Annotated in this window: 12 protein-coding genes and 3 pseudogenes; 8 read left to right on the forward strand and 7 right to left on the reverse strand. The window is 61.6% G+C overall.

The features are described 5' to 3' along the window. Positions 1-231 (forward strand): annotated as a pseudogene (locus tag LO50_RS00620) (cobalamin biosynthesis protein CobW); the annotation flags it as partial. Positions 232-235: 4 nt separating this feature from the next. Here the strand turns inward: LO50_RS00620 and LO50_RS00625 are convergent. Both LO50_RS00625 and LO50_RS00630 read right to left on the reverse strand, forming a co-directional pair. Further along, complete coding sequence (locus LO50_RS00625; protein ID WP_014822224.1) at positions 236-610, reverse strand: DUF3301 domain-containing protein; 375 nt, start codon at positions 608-610, stop codon at positions 236-238. Between the two features lie 82 nt (positions 611-692). Further along, entirely contained in the window at positions 693-1,103 is a 411-nt protein-coding gene (locus LO50_RS00630; protein ID WP_044313777.1) for an SMI1/KNR4 family protein, read from the reverse strand. Between the two features lie 226 nt (positions 1,104-1,329). On the opposite strand from LO50_RS00630, the gene LO50_RS00635 reads away from it, so the two are divergent. The 5 genes and pseudogenes from LO50_RS00635 to LO50_RS25250 all read left to right on the forward strand — a co-directional run. Next, a complete protein-coding gene (locus LO50_RS00635) occupies positions 1,330-3,600 on the forward strand; it encodes an ATP-binding protein (RefSeq protein WP_044313778.1) in 2,271 nt (756 codons plus the stop codon). Further along, a complete protein-coding gene (locus LO50_RS00640) occupies positions 3,600-4,073 on the forward strand; it encodes a response regulator (protein WP_023446463.1) in 474 nt (157 codons plus the stop codon). Before LO50_RS00635 ends, LO50_RS00640 begins: the two co-directional genes overlap by 1 nt. Positions 4,074-4,139: 66 nt before the next feature. Further along, the gene (locus tag LO50_RS00645; protein WP_044313779.1) at positions 4,140-6,545 is read left to right on the forward strand and encodes a response regulator; all 2,406 of its coding nucleotides are present in this window, start codon (positions 4,140-4,142) and stop codon (positions 6,543-6,545) included. Next, entirely contained in the window at positions 6,538-7,092 is a 555-nt protein-coding gene (locus tag LO50_RS00650; protein WP_044313780.1) for a biliverdin-producing heme oxygenase, read from the forward strand. The genes LO50_RS00645 and LO50_RS00650 overlap by 8 nt, the downstream gene beginning before the upstream one ends. A 207-nt stretch (positions 7,093-7,299) precedes the next feature. Further along, positions 7,300-7,482, forward strand: a pseudogene (locus tag LO50_RS25250) (IS5/IS1182 family transposase); the annotation flags it as partial. A gap of 14 nt (positions 7,483-7,496) precedes the next feature. Here the strand turns inward: LO50_RS25250 and LO50_RS25255 are convergent. The 5 genes from LO50_RS25255 to LO50_RS00680 all read right to left on the reverse strand — a co-directional run bounded on the left by LO50_RS25255 (position 7,497) and on the right by LO50_RS00680 (position 14,798). Continuing rightward, on the reverse strand, positions 7,497-7,688 hold the full coding sequence (locus tag LO50_RS25255) for a periplasmic substrate-binding domain-containing protein (protein WP_020307714.1): 192 nt from the start codon (positions 7,686-7,688) through the stop codon (positions 7,497-7,499). A 723-nt stretch (positions 7,689-8,411) separates the two neighbouring features. Then, positions 8,412-8,729: a hypothetical protein gene (locus LO50_RS00665; RefSeq protein ID WP_020307713.1), complete on the reverse strand. Its 318-nt coding sequence runs from the start codon at positions 8,727-8,729 to the stop codon at positions 8,412-8,414. Between the two features lie 23 nt (positions 8,730-8,752). Further along, positions 8,753-11,875, reverse strand: a complete 3,123-nt coding sequence (locus LO50_RS00670) for an efflux RND transporter permease subunit (protein WP_011914418.1) — start codon at positions 11,873-11,875, stop codon at positions 8,753-8,755. A gap of 2 nt (positions 11,876-11,877) precedes the next feature. Further along, on the reverse strand, positions 11,878-13,515 hold the full coding sequence (locus LO50_RS00675) for an efflux RND transporter periplasmic adaptor subunit (protein WP_003298499.1): 1,638 nt from the start codon (positions 13,513-13,515) through the stop codon (positions 11,878-11,880). Further along, a complete protein-coding gene (locus LO50_RS00680; protein ID WP_003296208.1) occupies positions 13,512-14,798 on the reverse strand; it encodes a TolC family protein in 1,287 nt (428 codons plus the stop codon). The genes LO50_RS00675 and LO50_RS00680 overlap by 4 nt, the downstream gene beginning before the upstream one ends. A gap of 636 nt (positions 14,799-15,434) precedes the next feature. Here LO50_RS00680 and LO50_RS00685 point away from each other — a divergent pair. Together LO50_RS00685 and LO50_RS00690 are read left to right on the forward strand one after the other, a co-directional pair. Beyond that, entirely contained in the window at positions 15,435-15,857 is a 423-nt protein-coding gene (locus LO50_RS00685; RefSeq protein WP_169918116.1) for a hypothetical protein, read from the forward strand. A 131-nt stretch (positions 15,858-15,988) separates the two neighbouring features. Further along, positions 15,989-16,870 (forward strand): annotated as a pseudogene (locus tag LO50_RS00690) (2Fe-2S iron-sulfur cluster-binding protein); the annotation flags it as partial.

Consider the following 16,870-nt stretch of genomic DNA (forward strand, 5'->3'; position numbering starts at 1 on the left):
TTCGATCTCGGCCAGCTCTCGCAATGGCTGGCGCGCTGGCCCTGGCGTCGCGCCAAGCTGGTGGCCCACGGCCGCAGCAACTGGCAGTCAGCCAACGCACTGGACGGTCAGGCGTTGGTCTTCAGGAGCAGCGAATGGCGGCGGGACTCAAGGATAGAGCTGATCTTCAGCGAACCTCAGTCACAGGCGGAACTGCAACAGGGCATGGTCGAGTGCCTTATCGACGAATGACCTGTCATTCGCGGGGGCGGCGCCAGTCGTCCAATTGAATCACCCTCCCCGGCTCGTCGGCGGGCTGAAACGGATGCGCCGCCAATTCGATACGACCGACCTGCGCACCGAACATGACGATGGTGCCGGGGTGGCGCTGCTCACCAGTGACGGTGAACTCGAAACCGTAGATACGCGCGAGCCGGCGCTGGCCGCGTGCATCCGGCAACAGCGTCAGCTTGCGAAAGGCCACATTGCCGTCGAGCAATTCCACATCGAGCTTCTGGCAGTGCCGACGCACCGCCTGCAGGGCGCGCTCGCGAATACCGTGGGAGTGCCACAGCCAGGCGCCGGCGGCAGCCAGCAGCATGAACAGAAACAGATTGCTCAGAGTCAGCATGAAGTAATGGAAAGTGTCCGGCGGGCGCACAGCTTAACAGGCCGTCGCGGCGCCGCCGTGTCGATACCGTCGTATATCTGCTTCAGCTTTCCAGCCAGACGTCGCGCGCCCAATGCCAGACGGTCTCCCAGGTTTCCTCATCGGTCAGCTCGCAGTCGTCGCCGTCCCACAGGGTGACTTCGCCTTCCAGATCGACCACGTAGTAGTCGCGCCCGTCCTGGCAGATCGGGATCAGATCGCGCGGCACGCCGGCATCCCAGGCATTGGCGGCGACTTCCGGCAGGTAGGTGTGTGACTGCGGATCGGTGGCGGTGACCGGCTCGAGGCGCCCGTAGATCACGTCGCTGACCTGGAGCAGGAACTCACGCAGGCCGAACGGCAGGTTGATCAACAGCTGCTCTTCGATCTCCACCAGCAGATCGTCGTCCGGCAGTTCCAGTGGTACCGGTACCGGCTCGTTGAGCTCGCGCAGCTGTTCGATGACTTCTTCCACACCCACCTCCTGTCGTATGCCCCCAGGCAAGGCCCCGTTTATACAGCCCGTCGGATTGGCGAGCCAGTTCTGTCGCGTTAAAGTGCATGGCCGAGCGAAACGCTCGGTTAATAAATTCACGGCGACTTGCCCGTTTCAACCTGCACGATTGCAGACATTAGGTAGCAGCTTGCATTGGTGCCTGCCAGTCACCTCCGGTCCACTCGGACCTGAACAAGGACACACAATGACCACTACCGAAGCTCAGGAGTTGCTCCAGGCCATCGACCGATGCGCCGACGAGCCAATCCATATCCCCGGTAGCATCCAGCCCCACGGTTTCCTGCTGGTGGTCAGCGAACCCGAGCTACACGTACAGCAGGCCAGTGAAAACGTTCAGCTCTGGCTCGGAATCGACGCTCGTTCACTGCTCGGCCAACCACTGTCGGACCTGTTGCCCACCGCGCGCATTGAAGCCGGTCTCGAGGCGCTGAGCGCAGACGATCACAATCCCTTTCACCTGAGCGATGTGAGCATCGGCCTGGCCGGAGCCGCGGGCCAGACGTTCGCCCTGCTCGGCCATCGCCATCGCGGACAGCTGATCCTCGAATTCGAACGCGCGGAGAACCCCGCCCAGGCCTACGACACCCTGTATCCGCTGATGCGCACCTTCGTCGCCCAGCTGCAGGACAGCCGCGAACTCGAAGCGCTCTGTCAGCTGGCGGTTCGGGAAGTCAAACGCATCACCGGGTTTGGCCGGGTCAAGGCCTATCGCTTTGATGCCGAAGACAATGGCGTGGTGCTGGCCGAAGCGGCAGACCCCGGCTATCCGAGCTATCTGGGTCTGTGCTTTCCGGCAGCCGACATCCCGCAACAGGCGCGCCGGCTGTATCGCGAGAACCTGATCCGGGTGATTCAGGACGCCAACTATCAACCCTCGCCGCTGATACCGGCGCTCAATCCAGGCTCCGGCGCGCCGCTCGACCTGAGCTTTGCCGCTTTGCGCAGCGTTTCCCCGGTGCATCTGCAGTACATGCGCAACATGGGCACGCTGGCGTCGATGTCGATCTCCATCGTCATTCGCGATCGGCTGTGGGGGCTGATCTCCTGCCATGATGCCGAACCGCGAGCAGTCACTTACCAGACGCGCACCGCCTGCGAGCTGCTCGGTCGTATCCTCTCGCTGCAGATCGAGGCACGGGAAAGCGAGACCCTCGCGCAACGTAAGCTGGAACTGCGCCACCAGATCGTCCATCTGCTCTCGGCCATGGCCGATCGCGATAGCGTGGTCGAGGGCTTTCGTCACCTCCCTGAGGTGGTGCTGGGTTTCGCCGGGGCCGACGGCGCGGCGATCATCTCCGCGGACAAGTGCGAAACCGTCGGAAACACACCGGACCATGAACAGATTCTGCAGCTGGCGCAGTGGCTGGGCGAGCGGCGCGACGAACTGGTGTTTCACAGTGACTGCATCAGCCGCGACATTCCCGACATGCCGGCGCTCGCCGAGCACTGTGCCGGGGTCATGGCCATCTCCATCTCGCGCCTGCACGCGCACTATCTGATCTGGTTTCGCCACGAGCAGATCAAGACCGTCAACTGGGCCGGTCAGCCGGAAAAACAGATCGACCGTCAGAGCGGCGCTCTCAGTCCGCGGCACAGCTTCGAACAATGGCAGGAAACCCTGCGCGGTTATGCGCAGCCCTGGGATCAGGTGGTGATCGAAGGCGCGCTGGAATTGCGCAACGCGGTGCTCGGCATTGTCTTGCGCAAAGCCGAGGAGATGGCCCAGCTGGCCGGCGAACTGCGCGCCAGCAACAAGGAGCTGGAGGCCTTCTCCTACAGCGTTTCCCACGACCTGCGGGCTCCGCTGCGGCATATCGCCGGCTATACCGAGCTGCTCAGCGAGATGGAAAGCAAGCAACTGAGCGAACGCGGTATGCGCTTTCTCGACAACATTGCCGACGCCGCGCGCTTTGCCGGCACGCTGGTGGACAACCTGCTGAGCTTCTCGCAAATGGGCCGCTCCGCATTGCGGCTGTCGGATGTCGACCTCGGTGCATTGGTCGCCTCGATTCGCGAGGAGCTGGCGCCTGACTGCGAAGGTCGGCAGATCGAATGGCACCTGCTGCCGATGCCGATCGTCGTCGCCGATGCCGCCTTCATTCACATGGTGCTGCGCAACCTGATCGACAACGCGGTCAAGTACAGCCGCACCCGTGAGGTGGCCGTCATTGAAGTGGGTGCCGAGCAACGCGCCGGCGAGGTGGTGGTCTATGTGCGCGATAACGGCGTCGGCTTCGACATGCAGTACTCGAACAAGCTGTTCGGCGTGTTCCAGCGCTTGCACCGCATGGAGGAGTTCGAAGGCACCGGCATCGGCCTGGCGAGCGTGCGCCGCATCATCGAGCGCCACGATGGCCAGGTCTGGGCCGAAGGCCAGCTGGACAAGGGCGCCACGTTCTACTTCTCACTCCCCAAACTGTCCTACACATCGTCCCTCCTGGACCGAGACATCTGATGCTGAAACCGATACTGCTGGTCGAAGACAACCCCCACGACCTGGAACTCACCCTGATCGCGCTGGAGCGCAGCCAGCTGGCCAATGAAGTGGTGATCATGCGTGACGGCGCCGAGGCGCTGAACTACCTGCAGCGCACCGGCGCCTACGCCGATCGCGCCGATGGCAATCCGGCAGTGCTGCTGCTGGACCTGAAGCTGCCCAAGGTCGACGGTCTGGAAGTGCTCAAGACCGTCCGCGAGACCGCCGAGCTGCGCAGCATTCCGGTGGTCATGCTGACTTCGTCGCGGGAAGAACCCGACCTGATGAAAGCCTATGAGCTCGGGGTGAACGCTTACGTCGTCAAACCGGTCGAATTCAAAGATTTTGTCGCCGCAATCTCCGACCTCGGCATCTTTTGGGCCGTTCTCAACGAGCCGCCACCTGGTTCCCTGCGACTCAAGCGCGCGCGCAACAAAGACGAAAAGAACTGAACGAGCACTGCCGGCCCGCGCCTGGCGGGCCGTCTCGATGATTCCTGCTTCCTCGACAGGATGGATATGCCAGCGTCAAAGAACATCAGCGTCCTGTTCATCGAGGACAGCCCGCACGACGCCGAACTCGCCCAGCTAGCGCTGGAGCGCAGTGGCTACACCCTGCACACCGAACTGGTCTACAGCCATGCCGGCGTCGTGGAAGCGCTACAGCGACGCGCCTTCGACCTGATCCTGGCTGACTTCATCCTGCCAGGCTTCTCCGGCAGCCAGGCGTTGCAGGAAGCGCGTCGACTGGCACCGCAGACACCCTTCATCTTCCTTTCCGGCGTGTTCGGCGAGGAGCATGCGGTCAACATGATGCGCTCCGGCGCCGTCGACTACGTGCTTAAGCAGAACCTCGGCTTTCTACCCAAGGCAGTGGAACGGGCACTGGCCGAAGTCAACGAACGACGCCGCCGCCTGCAGGCCGAGCAGGCTTTGCGCGAGGTCGAGGTACGCGCACGCCTGGCGATCGACGCGGCACGCCTTGGCATGTGGGACTACGAACCGCAGAGCGGCACGTTGATCTGGGACCAGCGTTGCCGGGCCATGCTCGGTATCGGTGAACAGGACCCGGTGGACATGCCGCTGTTCGAACGGCTCTGCCACCCGCAGGACCGCGAGCGGATACGCGAGGAAATCGCCCGTGCCATCGCCGGTGAAGACGGTGGTGAATTCTGCACCACCTATCGCGTGCTCTTCGATGACGGCAGCCTGCGCTGGATGGAAACCCGCGGCCAGGCGTTCTTCGAAGGCGGGCAATGCTCGCGCTTCGTCGGTGTGGTGATGGACATCACCGAACAACAGCTGGCGACCCAGACCCTCAGGCAGATGAACGAAACCCTGGGCGAGCGCGTGCAGGAACGCACCCGCGAACGTGACCGCACCTGGGAGCTGTCCCGCGACCTGCTGGCCGTTACTCGCCTGGACATGATGCCGGTCGCGCTCAACCCGATCTGGGAGGAGGCCTTCGGCTGGCCGCTGGAGCAGCTCATGCAGCACCCACTGACCTGGCTTGTGCATCCGGACGATCTGCAGGCGACGCAGGAAGAAAACGCCCGTGTCGGCCAAGGCAAGGTCACCAACCGCTTCGTCAATCGCATGCGTCATCGCGACGGCAGCTATCGCTGGCTGTCCTGGTCGGTGGTCGCCGATGACGGTCGCATCTACTCGGCGGCGCGGGACATCACCAGCGAAATCGCCGCGGTCGACAAACTGGCCGAGGCCAACCGCGAGCTGCGCGCGCAGATCCAGGAGCGCGAGCGCGTCGAGGCCACGCTGCAGCAGATGCAGCGCCTCGAAGCCGTCGGCCAGCTTACCGCCGGCGTCGCCCATGACTTCAACAACCTGCTGACGGTCATCCTCACCAGCGCCAGCTTTCTGCAGAGCGATCTGGAGCAGGGCGCCCCGGCAGAACGCAGCCTGCGACGTCTGCAGTACATCCGCGAATCCGGCGAACGCGGTGCCACGCTGACCAGCCAGCTGCTCGCCTTCGCCCGGCGCCAGCAGCTCACGCCCGCGGCGATCGACCTCAACCACACCCTGGTCAGCCTGCTCAGCCTGCTGAAAAGCACCCTCGGCGGCAGCGTCAGCATCGAGACCGACACCCAGGCCAACATCTGGCACGCGCTGGTGGACCCGACCCAGATCGAGATGATCATCCTCAACCTGGCGATCAATGCCCGCGACGCCATGGGTGACAGCGGACGTCTGACGCTGGGCACGCGCAACGTGGTGATCAGCGAACCGGCACTGCGCGCCGAAGATCCCGGCCCAGGCGAGTACGTGGTGCTTTCGGTGACCGATACCGGCACAGGCATGAACGAGGAAGTGCTGAGCAAGGCGTTCGAGCCCTTTTTCACCACCAAGGAAGTCGGCAAGGGCTCAGGCCTCGGCCTGGCGCAGGTTTTCGGTTTCGCCAAGCAATCCGGTGGCGGTGCCCGTATCGAAAGCCGCGAGGGCGTGGGTACCACGGTCAAGGTATTCCTGCCGCGCACCGCGGCACCGCAGCAGCTGGAGCCGATCCTGGCGGTGAGCGCCGGGACGCGCGAGGACAATGCACAGCACAGCATCCTGCTGGTGGACGACGATCCCAGCGTGCGTGAGGTGACCGCGCTGATGCTGCAGGACCTCGGCTTCGCAGTGACCGAGGCGGACAGCGGCGACCATGCCTTGCAGCTGCTGGCCGGTGATATCGAGGTCGATCTGGTGCTGGCCGATTTCGCCATGCCCGGCATGAACGGCGGCGAACTGGCCCGTGCCGTGCGCACGCGCTACCCCGAGCTGCCGGTGATTTTCGTGACCGGTTACGCCGAGCTGTGTGAACTGGGTCTGGCCGGCTACTCGATCATCCAGAAACCGTTCCGCGAGGAACAACTGGCGAGCAAGATTCATCTGGCTTTGAACGAAGGCAGCCTGACCGATGGCTGAGCTGCGCGCACGCCTCAGGCAGGCCACGGCGCCACTGCATGAGCAAGTAGATGCCGCCTTCTCGGATTTCAGCCTCGAGCAGCCAGACGATTATCGTCGCTTCCTGCGTGCTCACAGCCGGGTCCTCAGCGCCGCGGAGATCGCGCTGGAGCGCGCCGGTTTCGCGGCGCTGCTCGACGACTGGCCGATGCGGGTGCGCCGTCATGCCTTATGGGCCGATCTGGCCGAACTGGAATGCCCGTCTCCAGCAGCGCTGTCGATACCATCATTGAACGATTTCGCCAGCTGCTGGGGCGTCGCCTACGTGCTGGAAGGGTCACGCCTGGGTGGCCGCGTGCTCGCACGGCGTGTACGTCAGGCCAACCAGACCGCCCCCATTCGTTACCTCGAGCATGGTGAGGTCGCCAGGCTCTGGCCGGCCTTCCTCGCCCGTCTCGAACAGCATGCTGCCAGTTACGCCTGGGAACCGATGCTGCTCGCCGCCGAACAGACCTTCGCCCTGTTCGCCGAAGCTGCCGCGCTGGAACACGACTGCGAATACGGCTGAAAGCACAAAGGCCCCGCAGGGCCTTTGCTTTACACAACAACAACACACGTGGATGCCCAGAATATAGTTTGACATAGAGGGCCGCAAAATCCGCAAGCTTCAGCGCTATGGCATGCCGCAACAACGGAAATATAGTTCGACACAGCCTAACGCGTCCGCCGGAAAAGCCCCACCGCAGCCAGGAATAAAGTCTGACACCGCCGCCCTGGCTCGGCTTATTTTGCCTACTCCGCCAACTTCCTGAGCGACACCGAGCATGGCGTGATCATGTAAGTGGAAACGACTCCGGTGCATCGTACTGCCGCAGTCGACTCGACCAGAACGATGGTCGAGTGTTTCGAAGCGCAGTTCGATCTAACGCCGGAACGCCTCATTGGCTATGCCGCCTATGCGGTGCAATCCGCCTAAAGAGGTGCGTTCACGGGCCGCGGTTTGAGCTTTAGGGAAAATCCCTCCTCGCTTTTCTCCACTATCAGCTCATCTCCCAGCGTCCAACCGAGTTTCGCAAGTAACTCAGATGGAAGCTCAACGATTACGTCTCCGCTGCCGTCTCCCGGATCTTGGCAGACAACTCGCCAGCTGTTAGGTGTGTCCATGACGCCACCCTCCTTACAGAAGCTAAAGTCAGAAGCATGGCGGAGACGCCTTACCATAGCGCACACCCATGTCGTAGATTCCCCCTATTTGGAGGCTAAACCATGACAGAGCCCAGCGACCACGAAATTGGCCATCCCGAGGGATTGATTCCTGCGCTCGCAGCCAGCGCCACGCATGCTGCTTACCTGCGTGCAGTTCAGGCAGGCCGTACGCTGATAATGGCGAGGGATGGATGGCTCGTTCGAATTGATCCGGACGGCTCAGAGACGCGGCTTCGCGCCTTACCCATGAAGCATAAGGTAACGGCGGGGAGCGTCTTTCATTTTAGCGCGCAATTGCGGAGCTAGGGCTGCCCAACGCGGATACGACTGCCTCACGAAAGTGGCGGGCGCAGGCAGTACCGCCAAGATCTTGAGGCGGTGAGTGCGGCAAGCTTAATCCGTACAATGCCGCTTCGTTTGCTCTGTGTAGCCCGATGAAGCACCCGATGGTGGCAATCACCGAGGCCACGCCAGGTCGCCTGGATCGAAGTAGCTGCTACAGGTAGCAGACGTGATCGACACGAAGCCTGATTTGCGTGGCTGTCCATTCGCATCGCTTGGCCTGCCGTCCGAGAATGGATTCCCGCGGCAGTTATTTGGAATCTGCGGTGCTGCTCGACCTGGCTTGTTAGCTGGCGTAAACCAAGATCCATCACGGCGACCAGATGAAGACCGGTGGAATTAGGAGGCGATGCGAATGCCGCACGCCGAGTACTTCTGGTTAAGCGCCAGATCGATTTCGGCAACGTACTTCACGTGCGCCATGCTGCACGGCACATCTATCAGGCGATGCAACGTCTTCTCTATTTTAGCCTGGGGCCTTTTGGTTGTTGACGATACCGTCGATGGGAATCGCGCCTGCACAGTCAGCAGCGACACCGTTTCGCCTCCAAGATCTATGGCTCCATTAGCGTCGCGAATGACTGATGGAGGATGCGAATCGGTGTCGGAGTCGATGCGATTACCCACCGGCCGGACGATCAGGGCGGATTCGAACAAATCGATGCTCGAATCCGCATCATTTAGCAAGCCGAACGGGCCAGGCCACGCTGTTTCACGAGCGTATAGATCGCCGGAATAACAACCAGCGTAAGAATCGTCGAAGAAACCATGCCGCCCACCATCGGCGCGGCGATGCGCCTCATCACCTCCGATCCGGTACCGGTGCCCCACATGATTGGCAACAGACCGGCCATGATGGCAACCACAGTCATTATCTTCGGCCGCACTCGATCCACCGCGCCAATTATCACTGCCTGGTAAAGGTCATCCACCGTCAGCTTTTCACCGGCAGCCTCCCGCTCTGCTCGACGCTCATCGAGCGCGTGGTCAAGGTAGATCAGCATGATCACGCCTGTCTCCGCGGCAACGCCAGCCAGAGCAATGAAACCCACCGCTACTGCAACGGAGAAGTTGTAGCCCAACGCCCACATCAGCCAAACGCCACCTACCAGCGAGAATGGCACTGAGAGCATGACGATCAGCGTCTCGGTAAGCCGCCGGAAGTTCAGATACAGCAGGAGGAAGATCACCACCAGCGTCAACGGCACTACGATTTTCAGCCGCTCGGCCGCTCTCTCCATGTACTCAAACTGGCCGCTCCAGGTGACATAATACCCAGGCGGGAAACTCACTTGCTCCTGTACAGCTTGCTGCGCCTCGCGCACGTAGCTACCGATATCCCTATCACGAATATCCACGTAGATATAGGCCGATAGCAATGCGTTCTCAGTGCGGATGCTCGGCGCGCCCTTAGTGATGCTGATGTCCGTAAGCTGGCCGAGTGGTATCTGTGCACCGCTCGGCGTCGGCACTAGCACTTCAGTGCCGATCCGTTGGGGATCGGAACGCAGCTCTCGCGGATAGCGCACATTGACGCCGAATCGCTCCCGCCCTTCGACAGTGGTGGTCACAAGCTCGCCGCCAAGGGCGGTGCTAATCACCGTTTGCACTTCCCCTACCGTCAAGCCGTAGCGGGCCAAGGCGTCATAGTCGGGCGAAATGTCGAGGTAGAAGCCGCCTGTAATACGTTCGGCAAACGCGCTGGTGGTGCCGGGCACTGCCTGCACAACCGCTTCAATCTGAGTTGCTAGCCGCTCGATCCCGGCGAGGTCCATGCCAAATACCTTGATGCCAATGGGCGTTCGAATGCCGGTGGAGAGCATGTCCAAGCGCCCTTGGATGGGCATAGTCCAGCTATTTGCCACGCCCGGAAATTTCAGCGCGTCGTTCATCTCGGCGATGAGCTTGTCCACCGTCATTCCTGGCCGCCACTCTTTCTCCGGTTTGAGGTTAACCACCGTCTCGAACATTTCCACCGGCGCCGGGTCGGTGGCCGTGGCCGCGCGGCCCGCCTTGCCAAACACCGAGGCCACCTCTGGGAAGCTCTTGATGATCCGGTCCTGCGTTTGCATGAGCTCAGCGGCCTTGGTAATAGACATACCAGGAAGCGAGGCTGGCATATACAGCAGCGTGCCCTCGTTGAGTCGCGGCATGAACTCGCTACCGAGCTGCCGCGCCGGCAAAATGCTAACGACCAAAACCACCAGCGCTACAACGATTGTCATCACCTTCCAACGCAGCACACCTTGGATGATCGGGCGGTAGACCCATATCAGAAAGCGGTTCACCGGGTTCTTGTGCTCGGGGATTATCCGCCCTCGCACGAACAGCAGCATCAGCACCGGCACCAGGGTCACTGATAGCAGCGCCGCAGCGCCCATAGCGAAGGTCTTGGTGAGCGCCAGCGGCGAGAACATCCTCCCCTCCTGCGACTCCAGCGTGAACACCGGTAGGAAGGAGACTGTGATGATCAGCAGCGAGAAGAACAGCGCAGGGCCTACCTCCCGACAGGCCTCGATTATAATATGTACACGCGGCTTCTCCGGCGGCGCTCGCTCCAGGTGCTTGTGGGCGTTCTCGATCATCACAATAGCTGCGTCCACCATCGCACCGATGGCGATCGCGATGCCGCCCAAACTCATGATGTTGGAGTTGAGCCCTAGCCAGCGCATGGCGATGAAGGACATTAGGATGCCAATCGGCAGCATGAGGATGGCCACCAGCGCACTGCGCACGTGCAGAAGAAACACAACGCACACCAGCGCAACGATGATCGACTCTTCAAGAAGCGTGAACTTGAGATTGTCGACAGCGCGCTGGATAAGATCCGAGCGGTCGTACACCGTCTCGATATTCACTCCTTCCGGCAGGCCGGGACGGATCTCCTCTATTTTGGCCTCAAGATTGTCGATCACGGACATAGCATTCTCGCCGTAGCGGGCAACGGCGATGCCGCCGACCACCTCACCCTCTCCATCGAGCTCAACGACGCCGCGACGCTCGTCCGGGCCGAGTTCGACGCGAGCTACATCACGCAGCAGAACCGGAATTCCGCGTGAAGCTTTCAGCACCAGTTTCTCGATGTCCTCTGCACCGCGCAGGTAGCCACGACCGCGCACCATGTACTCGGTCTCGCTCATCTCTACGATGCGGCCACCGACGTCGGCATTGCTGGTACGGATGACTTCAGATATCCGGCTCAACGGGATGTCATAGGCCTGAAGCTTCTGCGGGTCAACGGTGACCTGGTACTGCTGGACAAAGCCTCCGATGCTCGCAATCTCGGATATGCCTTCGGCCTTGGTGAGCTGATAGCGCACGAACCAGTCTTGCAGGGTGCGTAGCTCAGCAAGGGTATGACGTGTGCTGGTCAAGGCGTATTGGTAGACCCAGCCCACACCTGTGGCATCTGGCCCTAACGCGGGTGTCACCCCCGCTGGCAGGTTCTTCGAAGCGAAGTTGAGGTACTCCAGCACCCGCGAGCGGGCCCAATAGATGTCGGTACCGTCCTCGAAGATGACATAGACGAAGGAGGCACCGAAAAACGAGAAGCCTCGCACCACCTTGGAGTTGGGCACCGATAGCAGCGCCGTGGTAAGCGGATAGGTGACCTGATCCTCTACCACCTGCGGGGCCTGCCCAGGATATTCGGTGTACACAATCACCTGCACGTCGGATAGGTCCGGCAGTGCGTCCAGTGGGGTTTTCATTACCGCGTAGATGCCGGCGCCGATGATAATCAGCGTGGCGAGCAACACAAGGAAGACGTTGCGCACCGACCATTCAATGATTTTGGCAAGCATGCTTAATGCCCTCCATGGGAATGGCCGCCGTCCGGCATCACATGATCTGGGTGACTCCCAGACTCAGCGTCGCTACCGTGGCCCGCATCCACCTCACCCGCCGGCTTATGAAGCTCGTTGCTCTCGTAACTGCCGCTATCACTGTGATCGTCGTGTCCAGCATGACGATGAAGTGCATCGGCATTGCCTGGCGCGGCGGGACCGTCAGGCCCGACGGCGGCTCCATGGGCATGGGGATCCGCTTCTGCAGTCGAAGCCGACTTCCCACTCATGCCGCTTAGCGCTGCCTTTAGGTTGCTCTCGGCGTCTATCAGGAAGTTGGCGCGCGTGACTACTGACTCGCCCTCCCCCAGCCCTTCCAACACCTCAAGGTAGCCGTCGGCACGCCTGCCTGTGCGCAGTTCGCGCGGCTCAAAGCGACCTTCGCCCAGGGCAACCAGCGCAATCCGGCGAGTACCGCTGTCGATTACCGCCGAGTCAGGCACTGCGAGCACCGGCGCCTGCTCACCTGCTGCGAGCTGAGCGGTGCCGAACATAGCCGGCTTAAGCAGGCCGTCGGGATTGGTTAGCTCGATGCGAACCCTGGCGGTGCGAGTCTCCGGCGACAGATCGGGATAAACGAAGGTTACCTCGCCCCTAAAGCGCCGGTCGGGATAGGCGCTTACCGTAAGCTGCGCCTTCTGCCCAAGCTGAACTAACGCCAGATCCTGCTCGAAAACCTCAGCGATAAGCCAGACGGTATCGAGATCCGCGATTCGGTAGAGGGCATCCCCTGGCTGAAAGCGCATACCTTCAACCGATGGCTTATCCAATACCACGCCATCCACGGGCGCGGCGATCGTCAAAGTGCGAGTTACCTTGCCAGTACGACGCAACCGTTCAAGCTGTGCTTCCCCGATATCCCAATTGCGTAGCCGCTCAAGGGCAGAATAGGAGAGGGAGGCGAGCCCCTTTTGCGCGGCCGCGCTGCCGCCGGCAAGACTTTGCTGCCCGGCATTGGCGATCAGGAACTCCTGCTGCGCCGACACCAGCTCGGGGCTGTAGACCTCCATAAGTGGCTGGCCTTTGCGAACCGGCTCACCGGTCGTGTTGACGTAGAGCTTTTCGATCCAACCCTCAAACTTGGGCGCCAAGGTGTATTGGCCGCGCTCGTCGACCTGCACCGTACCGACTGCACGCACTGTACGGGTGAGCACGCGGCGCTCAACTGGCGAAGACAGTACACCCAGCAACTGCACCTTCTCAGGGCTGATTACAACGGTGTTTCCCGATTCATCACCCTCATAAACGGGGATGTACTCCATACCCATGGAGTCCTTCTTCGGCACCGGGGAGGTGTCCGGCAGTCCCATGGGATTGCGGTAGTACAGGATCTTGCGCTCGCCCTGCGCGGCAGCAGGCCCCTTGTCGGCGTAGACCGGGATGTAGTCCATCCCCATCGGATCCTTCTTGGGCACTGGCGACGTGTCGGGCAGCCCCATGGGGTTGCGGTAGTACAGAACCTTGCGCTCTTGTGGGGCGGTGCTTCCAGCTACCTCCGAGGAGCCTGTCCTTTGCGCCACCATGTAGCCACCACCGAAGCCGGCGATTGCCGTCGCAAGGGCGAGCGCACCTGCGCCGAAAATCATGCTGCGATTCATAGTTCTGCTCCGACAAGACGTTCCAATTCCACCACTTGGACTCGTTGCTCCAGCGCCAGCGAGAGCAGCGACAGCCTCAGCTGGCGAATCTGTCGCTGGGCATCAAGCAAGGTCGCGAAATCGACGTTGCCGGTCTGATAGCTGGCGAGCGCCGATTGATAGGTGAGCTCCGCCTGCGGCAGGAGCGTTCTGTCAATCAGTTCGTGCTGTCGAAAGGCTGTCTCCAACGCCGACCACGCTTCACCTACGCTGCCCGCGAGACGGCTGTTGACCGCCTCGCGACGAGCCTCGGCGGCGTAGCGCAAGGAAACGGCCTCGCGCTGCTCTGCGCTGCGGCGTTTGCCCCACAGCGGGATATTCATCTCCAGCATCAACTCGAACTCTTCGGCCCGGTTACCCATCTGGACGACGGCAGTGCCGACGGTGATATCCGGAATCCAGTTTCGGCTGGCAAGCGCCTCAGCACGCTGGGCCTCTTGAATTCGTGCATTGAGCTCAGCCAGTTGAGGATTGCCACCGAAGATACGAGCCTGCAGCTCAGCCAAGGTCGGCACTGATGCAGGCAGAGCAGGCCAACCGGCGGGCTCCGCCAGCGGCGAGTTCGCAGGGCGCGCCAAGATGCCGTTCAACCGCGCCGCCGTGCCGCGTCGGTCGCGTTCCAGCGTCAGCAGCTCGCTCTGCAGACTGGTGTGCTCGGTCTGAGCCTTGATCACGTCCTGTTGCGGCGCAAGCCCCACTCTGTAGCGAGCTTGGGCAATACTCTCAAGCTCATCCACCAGCGCCCGCAGCTCCTCGGTGACCTGGATGGCTGCGTGGGCATACTGGTATTCGTTGAAGGCAAGCTTGACGAGACTCCTGAGCTCGACTCGGCTCAGGCGCTCGCGGGCCGCTGCCTGCTCGGCGCCCGCCTCTGCGATCTCGCGAGCAAGCCCCCGCTTGCCGCCAATAGGAAAAGTCTGACGGAACGCGTAACGTGTGCTGCCAACGCCGCTGGGCGATAGGCTCGGGTCGTCGCGGGCGATGCCCATTTCCTCAAAAGTGAGCATCGGGTCCGGGAGCGCACCGGCTACATCGGGACGCTCCCAGGCGGCCTGCCTCTCATGCCCGACAGCCCGGAGCTCTGGGCTCTGCCGTTCAAGCAGGTCTAGCAGCGGAGGCAACGTGGCGCCAAGCTCGGCTGACCCTGGCGAAGCCTGCGCGCCGCTGCTCAGAGCAAGGCCTAGGATGACGGGTGCTAGCAGCCCCCAACTGCGGACGGGCAGCGGCTGAACGATCCAGTTCATAGAATCTCCTTACTGCAGTGCCGGTCCCGTTGATTGCAGCAACGACAACTAGAATATTCGAGGACTTCGGCTTGCGCACCACGCCAGTCATGAGCGGAGAGCGGAAACGGGTGTGCCGACCAGGCGCGATATTTGATCAAGTCATTCATCATGTTTAACTCCGAAGCACGCAAATTTCGGCACAAGGGAAAGCTTGGACCCGTTTATGAGCGAGCCTCGAATAGTTCGTAAATATTGTTTGGCTTTATTGCAGATCAGACCTGTCGTTTATATAACCTAAACTTTACATTTATGTCAGTTACCTAAACTAACATATTTTCAGCGTACTACTCGCAAAACACCTGCTATCTCCGCCGCCGCAAACCACAAATAACCTGCTACCTCCTCTTCAAAATCAATACAACTATTTCACCAACAAACGTGAAAATGTAATGCACAAGTAAGGTTTACGACAGCTTCTTCTCCGTAGGCTATTAGTAATAGCCTGATCTGTAAGGTAGTTTTTCCTACGCCCACAGCCAAAGTCAGAAAAACAACCATTAGGAGGTTGTCATGAGACCGCACCGACGCACACCCCTCGCTCCAATTTGCTTCGTGGGAATACTCCTCGCTGGGACGACGCTCGCTGATGACGACATGCACAACAAGAACGCCATGCCTAGCCCAATTGGACAGCAGCCCACCAGCACGCCATCGGCGCACGCTACCGATCCGAAGTCCTCTGCTCCTCAGAATACGCTTGCAACGCCCGATGCCATGGCCACGCACATGGAGGAGATGGCAGCCATGATGCGCCAAAAGGGGCAAGCCATGGAGGCCATGGGCCGACAGATGCAGGAAGGCAGCATGCAGATGCATCAACAGGCCATGGCGATGAAGACTGGCGACGCCTCTGCGCATCAGGGCATGGACATGTCTGCCACGATGCAGCACATGCAGCAGATGAATGAGGACATGAAGCACTGCGAGATGCAGATGCAGAGGGTTGACGCCACCATGCAGAAGATGGATTCGAGCATGGGTGGCGGTATGGCTAAGAAGAAGATGGGCCACATGTAGCGGAGGCCGGCGCGGTGCTAACGGAAGACTTCGTACGGTGGAAGCGAGTCGCCGCTGCAGCCACGCTGGCGATGCTGCTAGCTCCCGGAACTGCTGGCGCTCAGTCGGCTGCTGATCTACACGCAGCTTATTTGCAAGGCAAGGTCGGCTACACCACGGCTGCGCAGCTGGTCGCTGCCGGCACGGCATCTGCCCAGGGCGGCGGCTCGATGGGTGGTGTGCCGATGGGCACCACGCCGGCGGCTGGCGTGCCGATGGGCGACGACGATCACGCCGCGCATCACAAGGCCGGAAGCATGGCGGTACCGCAGCCGGCGCCAGCCGATGACACGCCGGTGCAAAGCAGCAGTTCGATGAACGCCACACCGCCGGCTGATGCATCGTCCGGCGATGACGAACACGCCGCGCATCACCCGGACGCGACTGCCAGCATGCCGGCTTCGAGTGATGAATCGATGGGCGGTTCCATGGCCGGCATGATGGACGACATGATGCGCGGCTGCCGCGGAGACGAGTGCGGTCGGGATCGGCGCCTCAACAAGCTGCTGTATCCGCAGCTGATGGCGCTGCCGGATCTACCGCCGGAGCGGCGCGCGAGCGTTGAGCAGCTCGCCCACCACCGGATGCACGAAGGGATCCAGCTATTGGCGTCCCTGTCGTCGGAGGCGTCGCACGCGGTCCAGCGCAACGACTACGGCGGCCTGCAGGAAGCATCCGACCGCATGCGCGTGGCCTGGGGCGAATTCGACAGCGGCTTGTCGGCCTACCGCGCACTGGCCGAAGGACAGGCGCCGCGGGGGATCGCGCTGGCGTGGTTCCGGCGCGAGATGAACCTGACCGATCCCCTGACCACGGCCCCGGCGCACGGCGTCTTCGGCCTGTCGGGCTTCCACTACTTCACGATGGCGTTGCTGCTGGCCTTTGCGCTGCTGGCCGCCTGGATGTACGTGGCGCGAACCCGACGCACGAATGCGGTCCTCGCCACGTTGCGCACCGGGGCACCGGTGCCTCCG

Source organism: Stutzerimonas stutzeri, assembly GCF_000935215.1.
Taxonomy (GTDB): domain Bacteria; phylum Pseudomonadota; class Gammaproteobacteria; order Pseudomonadales; family Pseudomonadaceae; genus Stutzerimonas.

Coding starts and splice junctions, on each gene's coding strand:
- LO50_RS00625 (WP_014822224.1), bottom strand. CDS start 610: ATGCTGACTCTGAGCAATCTGTTTCTGTTCATGCTGCTGGCTGCCGCC.
- LO50_RS00680 (WP_003296208.1), bottom strand. CDS start 14,798: ATGAACTGGATCGTTCAGCCGCTGCCCGTCCGCAGTTGGGGGCTGCTA.
- LO50_RS00635 (WP_044313778.1), top strand. CDS start 1,330: ATGACCACTACCGAAGCTCAGGAGTTGCTCCAGGCCATCGACCGATGC.
- LO50_RS00670 (WP_011914418.1), bottom strand. CDS start 11,875: ATGCTTGCCAAAATCATTGAATGGTCGGTGCGCAACGTCTTCCTTGTG.
- LO50_RS00650 (WP_044313780.1), top strand. CDS start 6,538: ATGGCTGAGCTGCGCGCACGCCTCAGGCAGGCCACGGCGCCACTGCAT.
- LO50_RS00685 (WP_169918116.1), top strand. CDS start 15,435: ATGCACAACAAGAACGCCATGCCTAGCCCAATTGGACAGCAGCCCACC.
- LO50_RS25255 (WP_020307714.1), bottom strand. CDS start 7,688: ATGGACACACCTAACAGCTGGCGAGTTGTCTGCCAAGATCCGGGAGAC.
- LO50_RS00645 (WP_044313779.1), top strand. CDS start 4,140: ATGCCAGCGTCAAAGAACATCAGCGTCCTGTTCATCGAGGACAGCCCG.
- LO50_RS00675 (WP_003298499.1), bottom strand. CDS start 13,515: ATGAATCGCAGCATGATTTTCGGCGCAGGTGCGCTCGCCCTTGCGACG.
- LO50_RS00640 (WP_023446463.1), top strand. CDS start 3,600: ATGCTGAAACCGATACTGCTGGTCGAAGACAACCCCCACGACCTGGAA.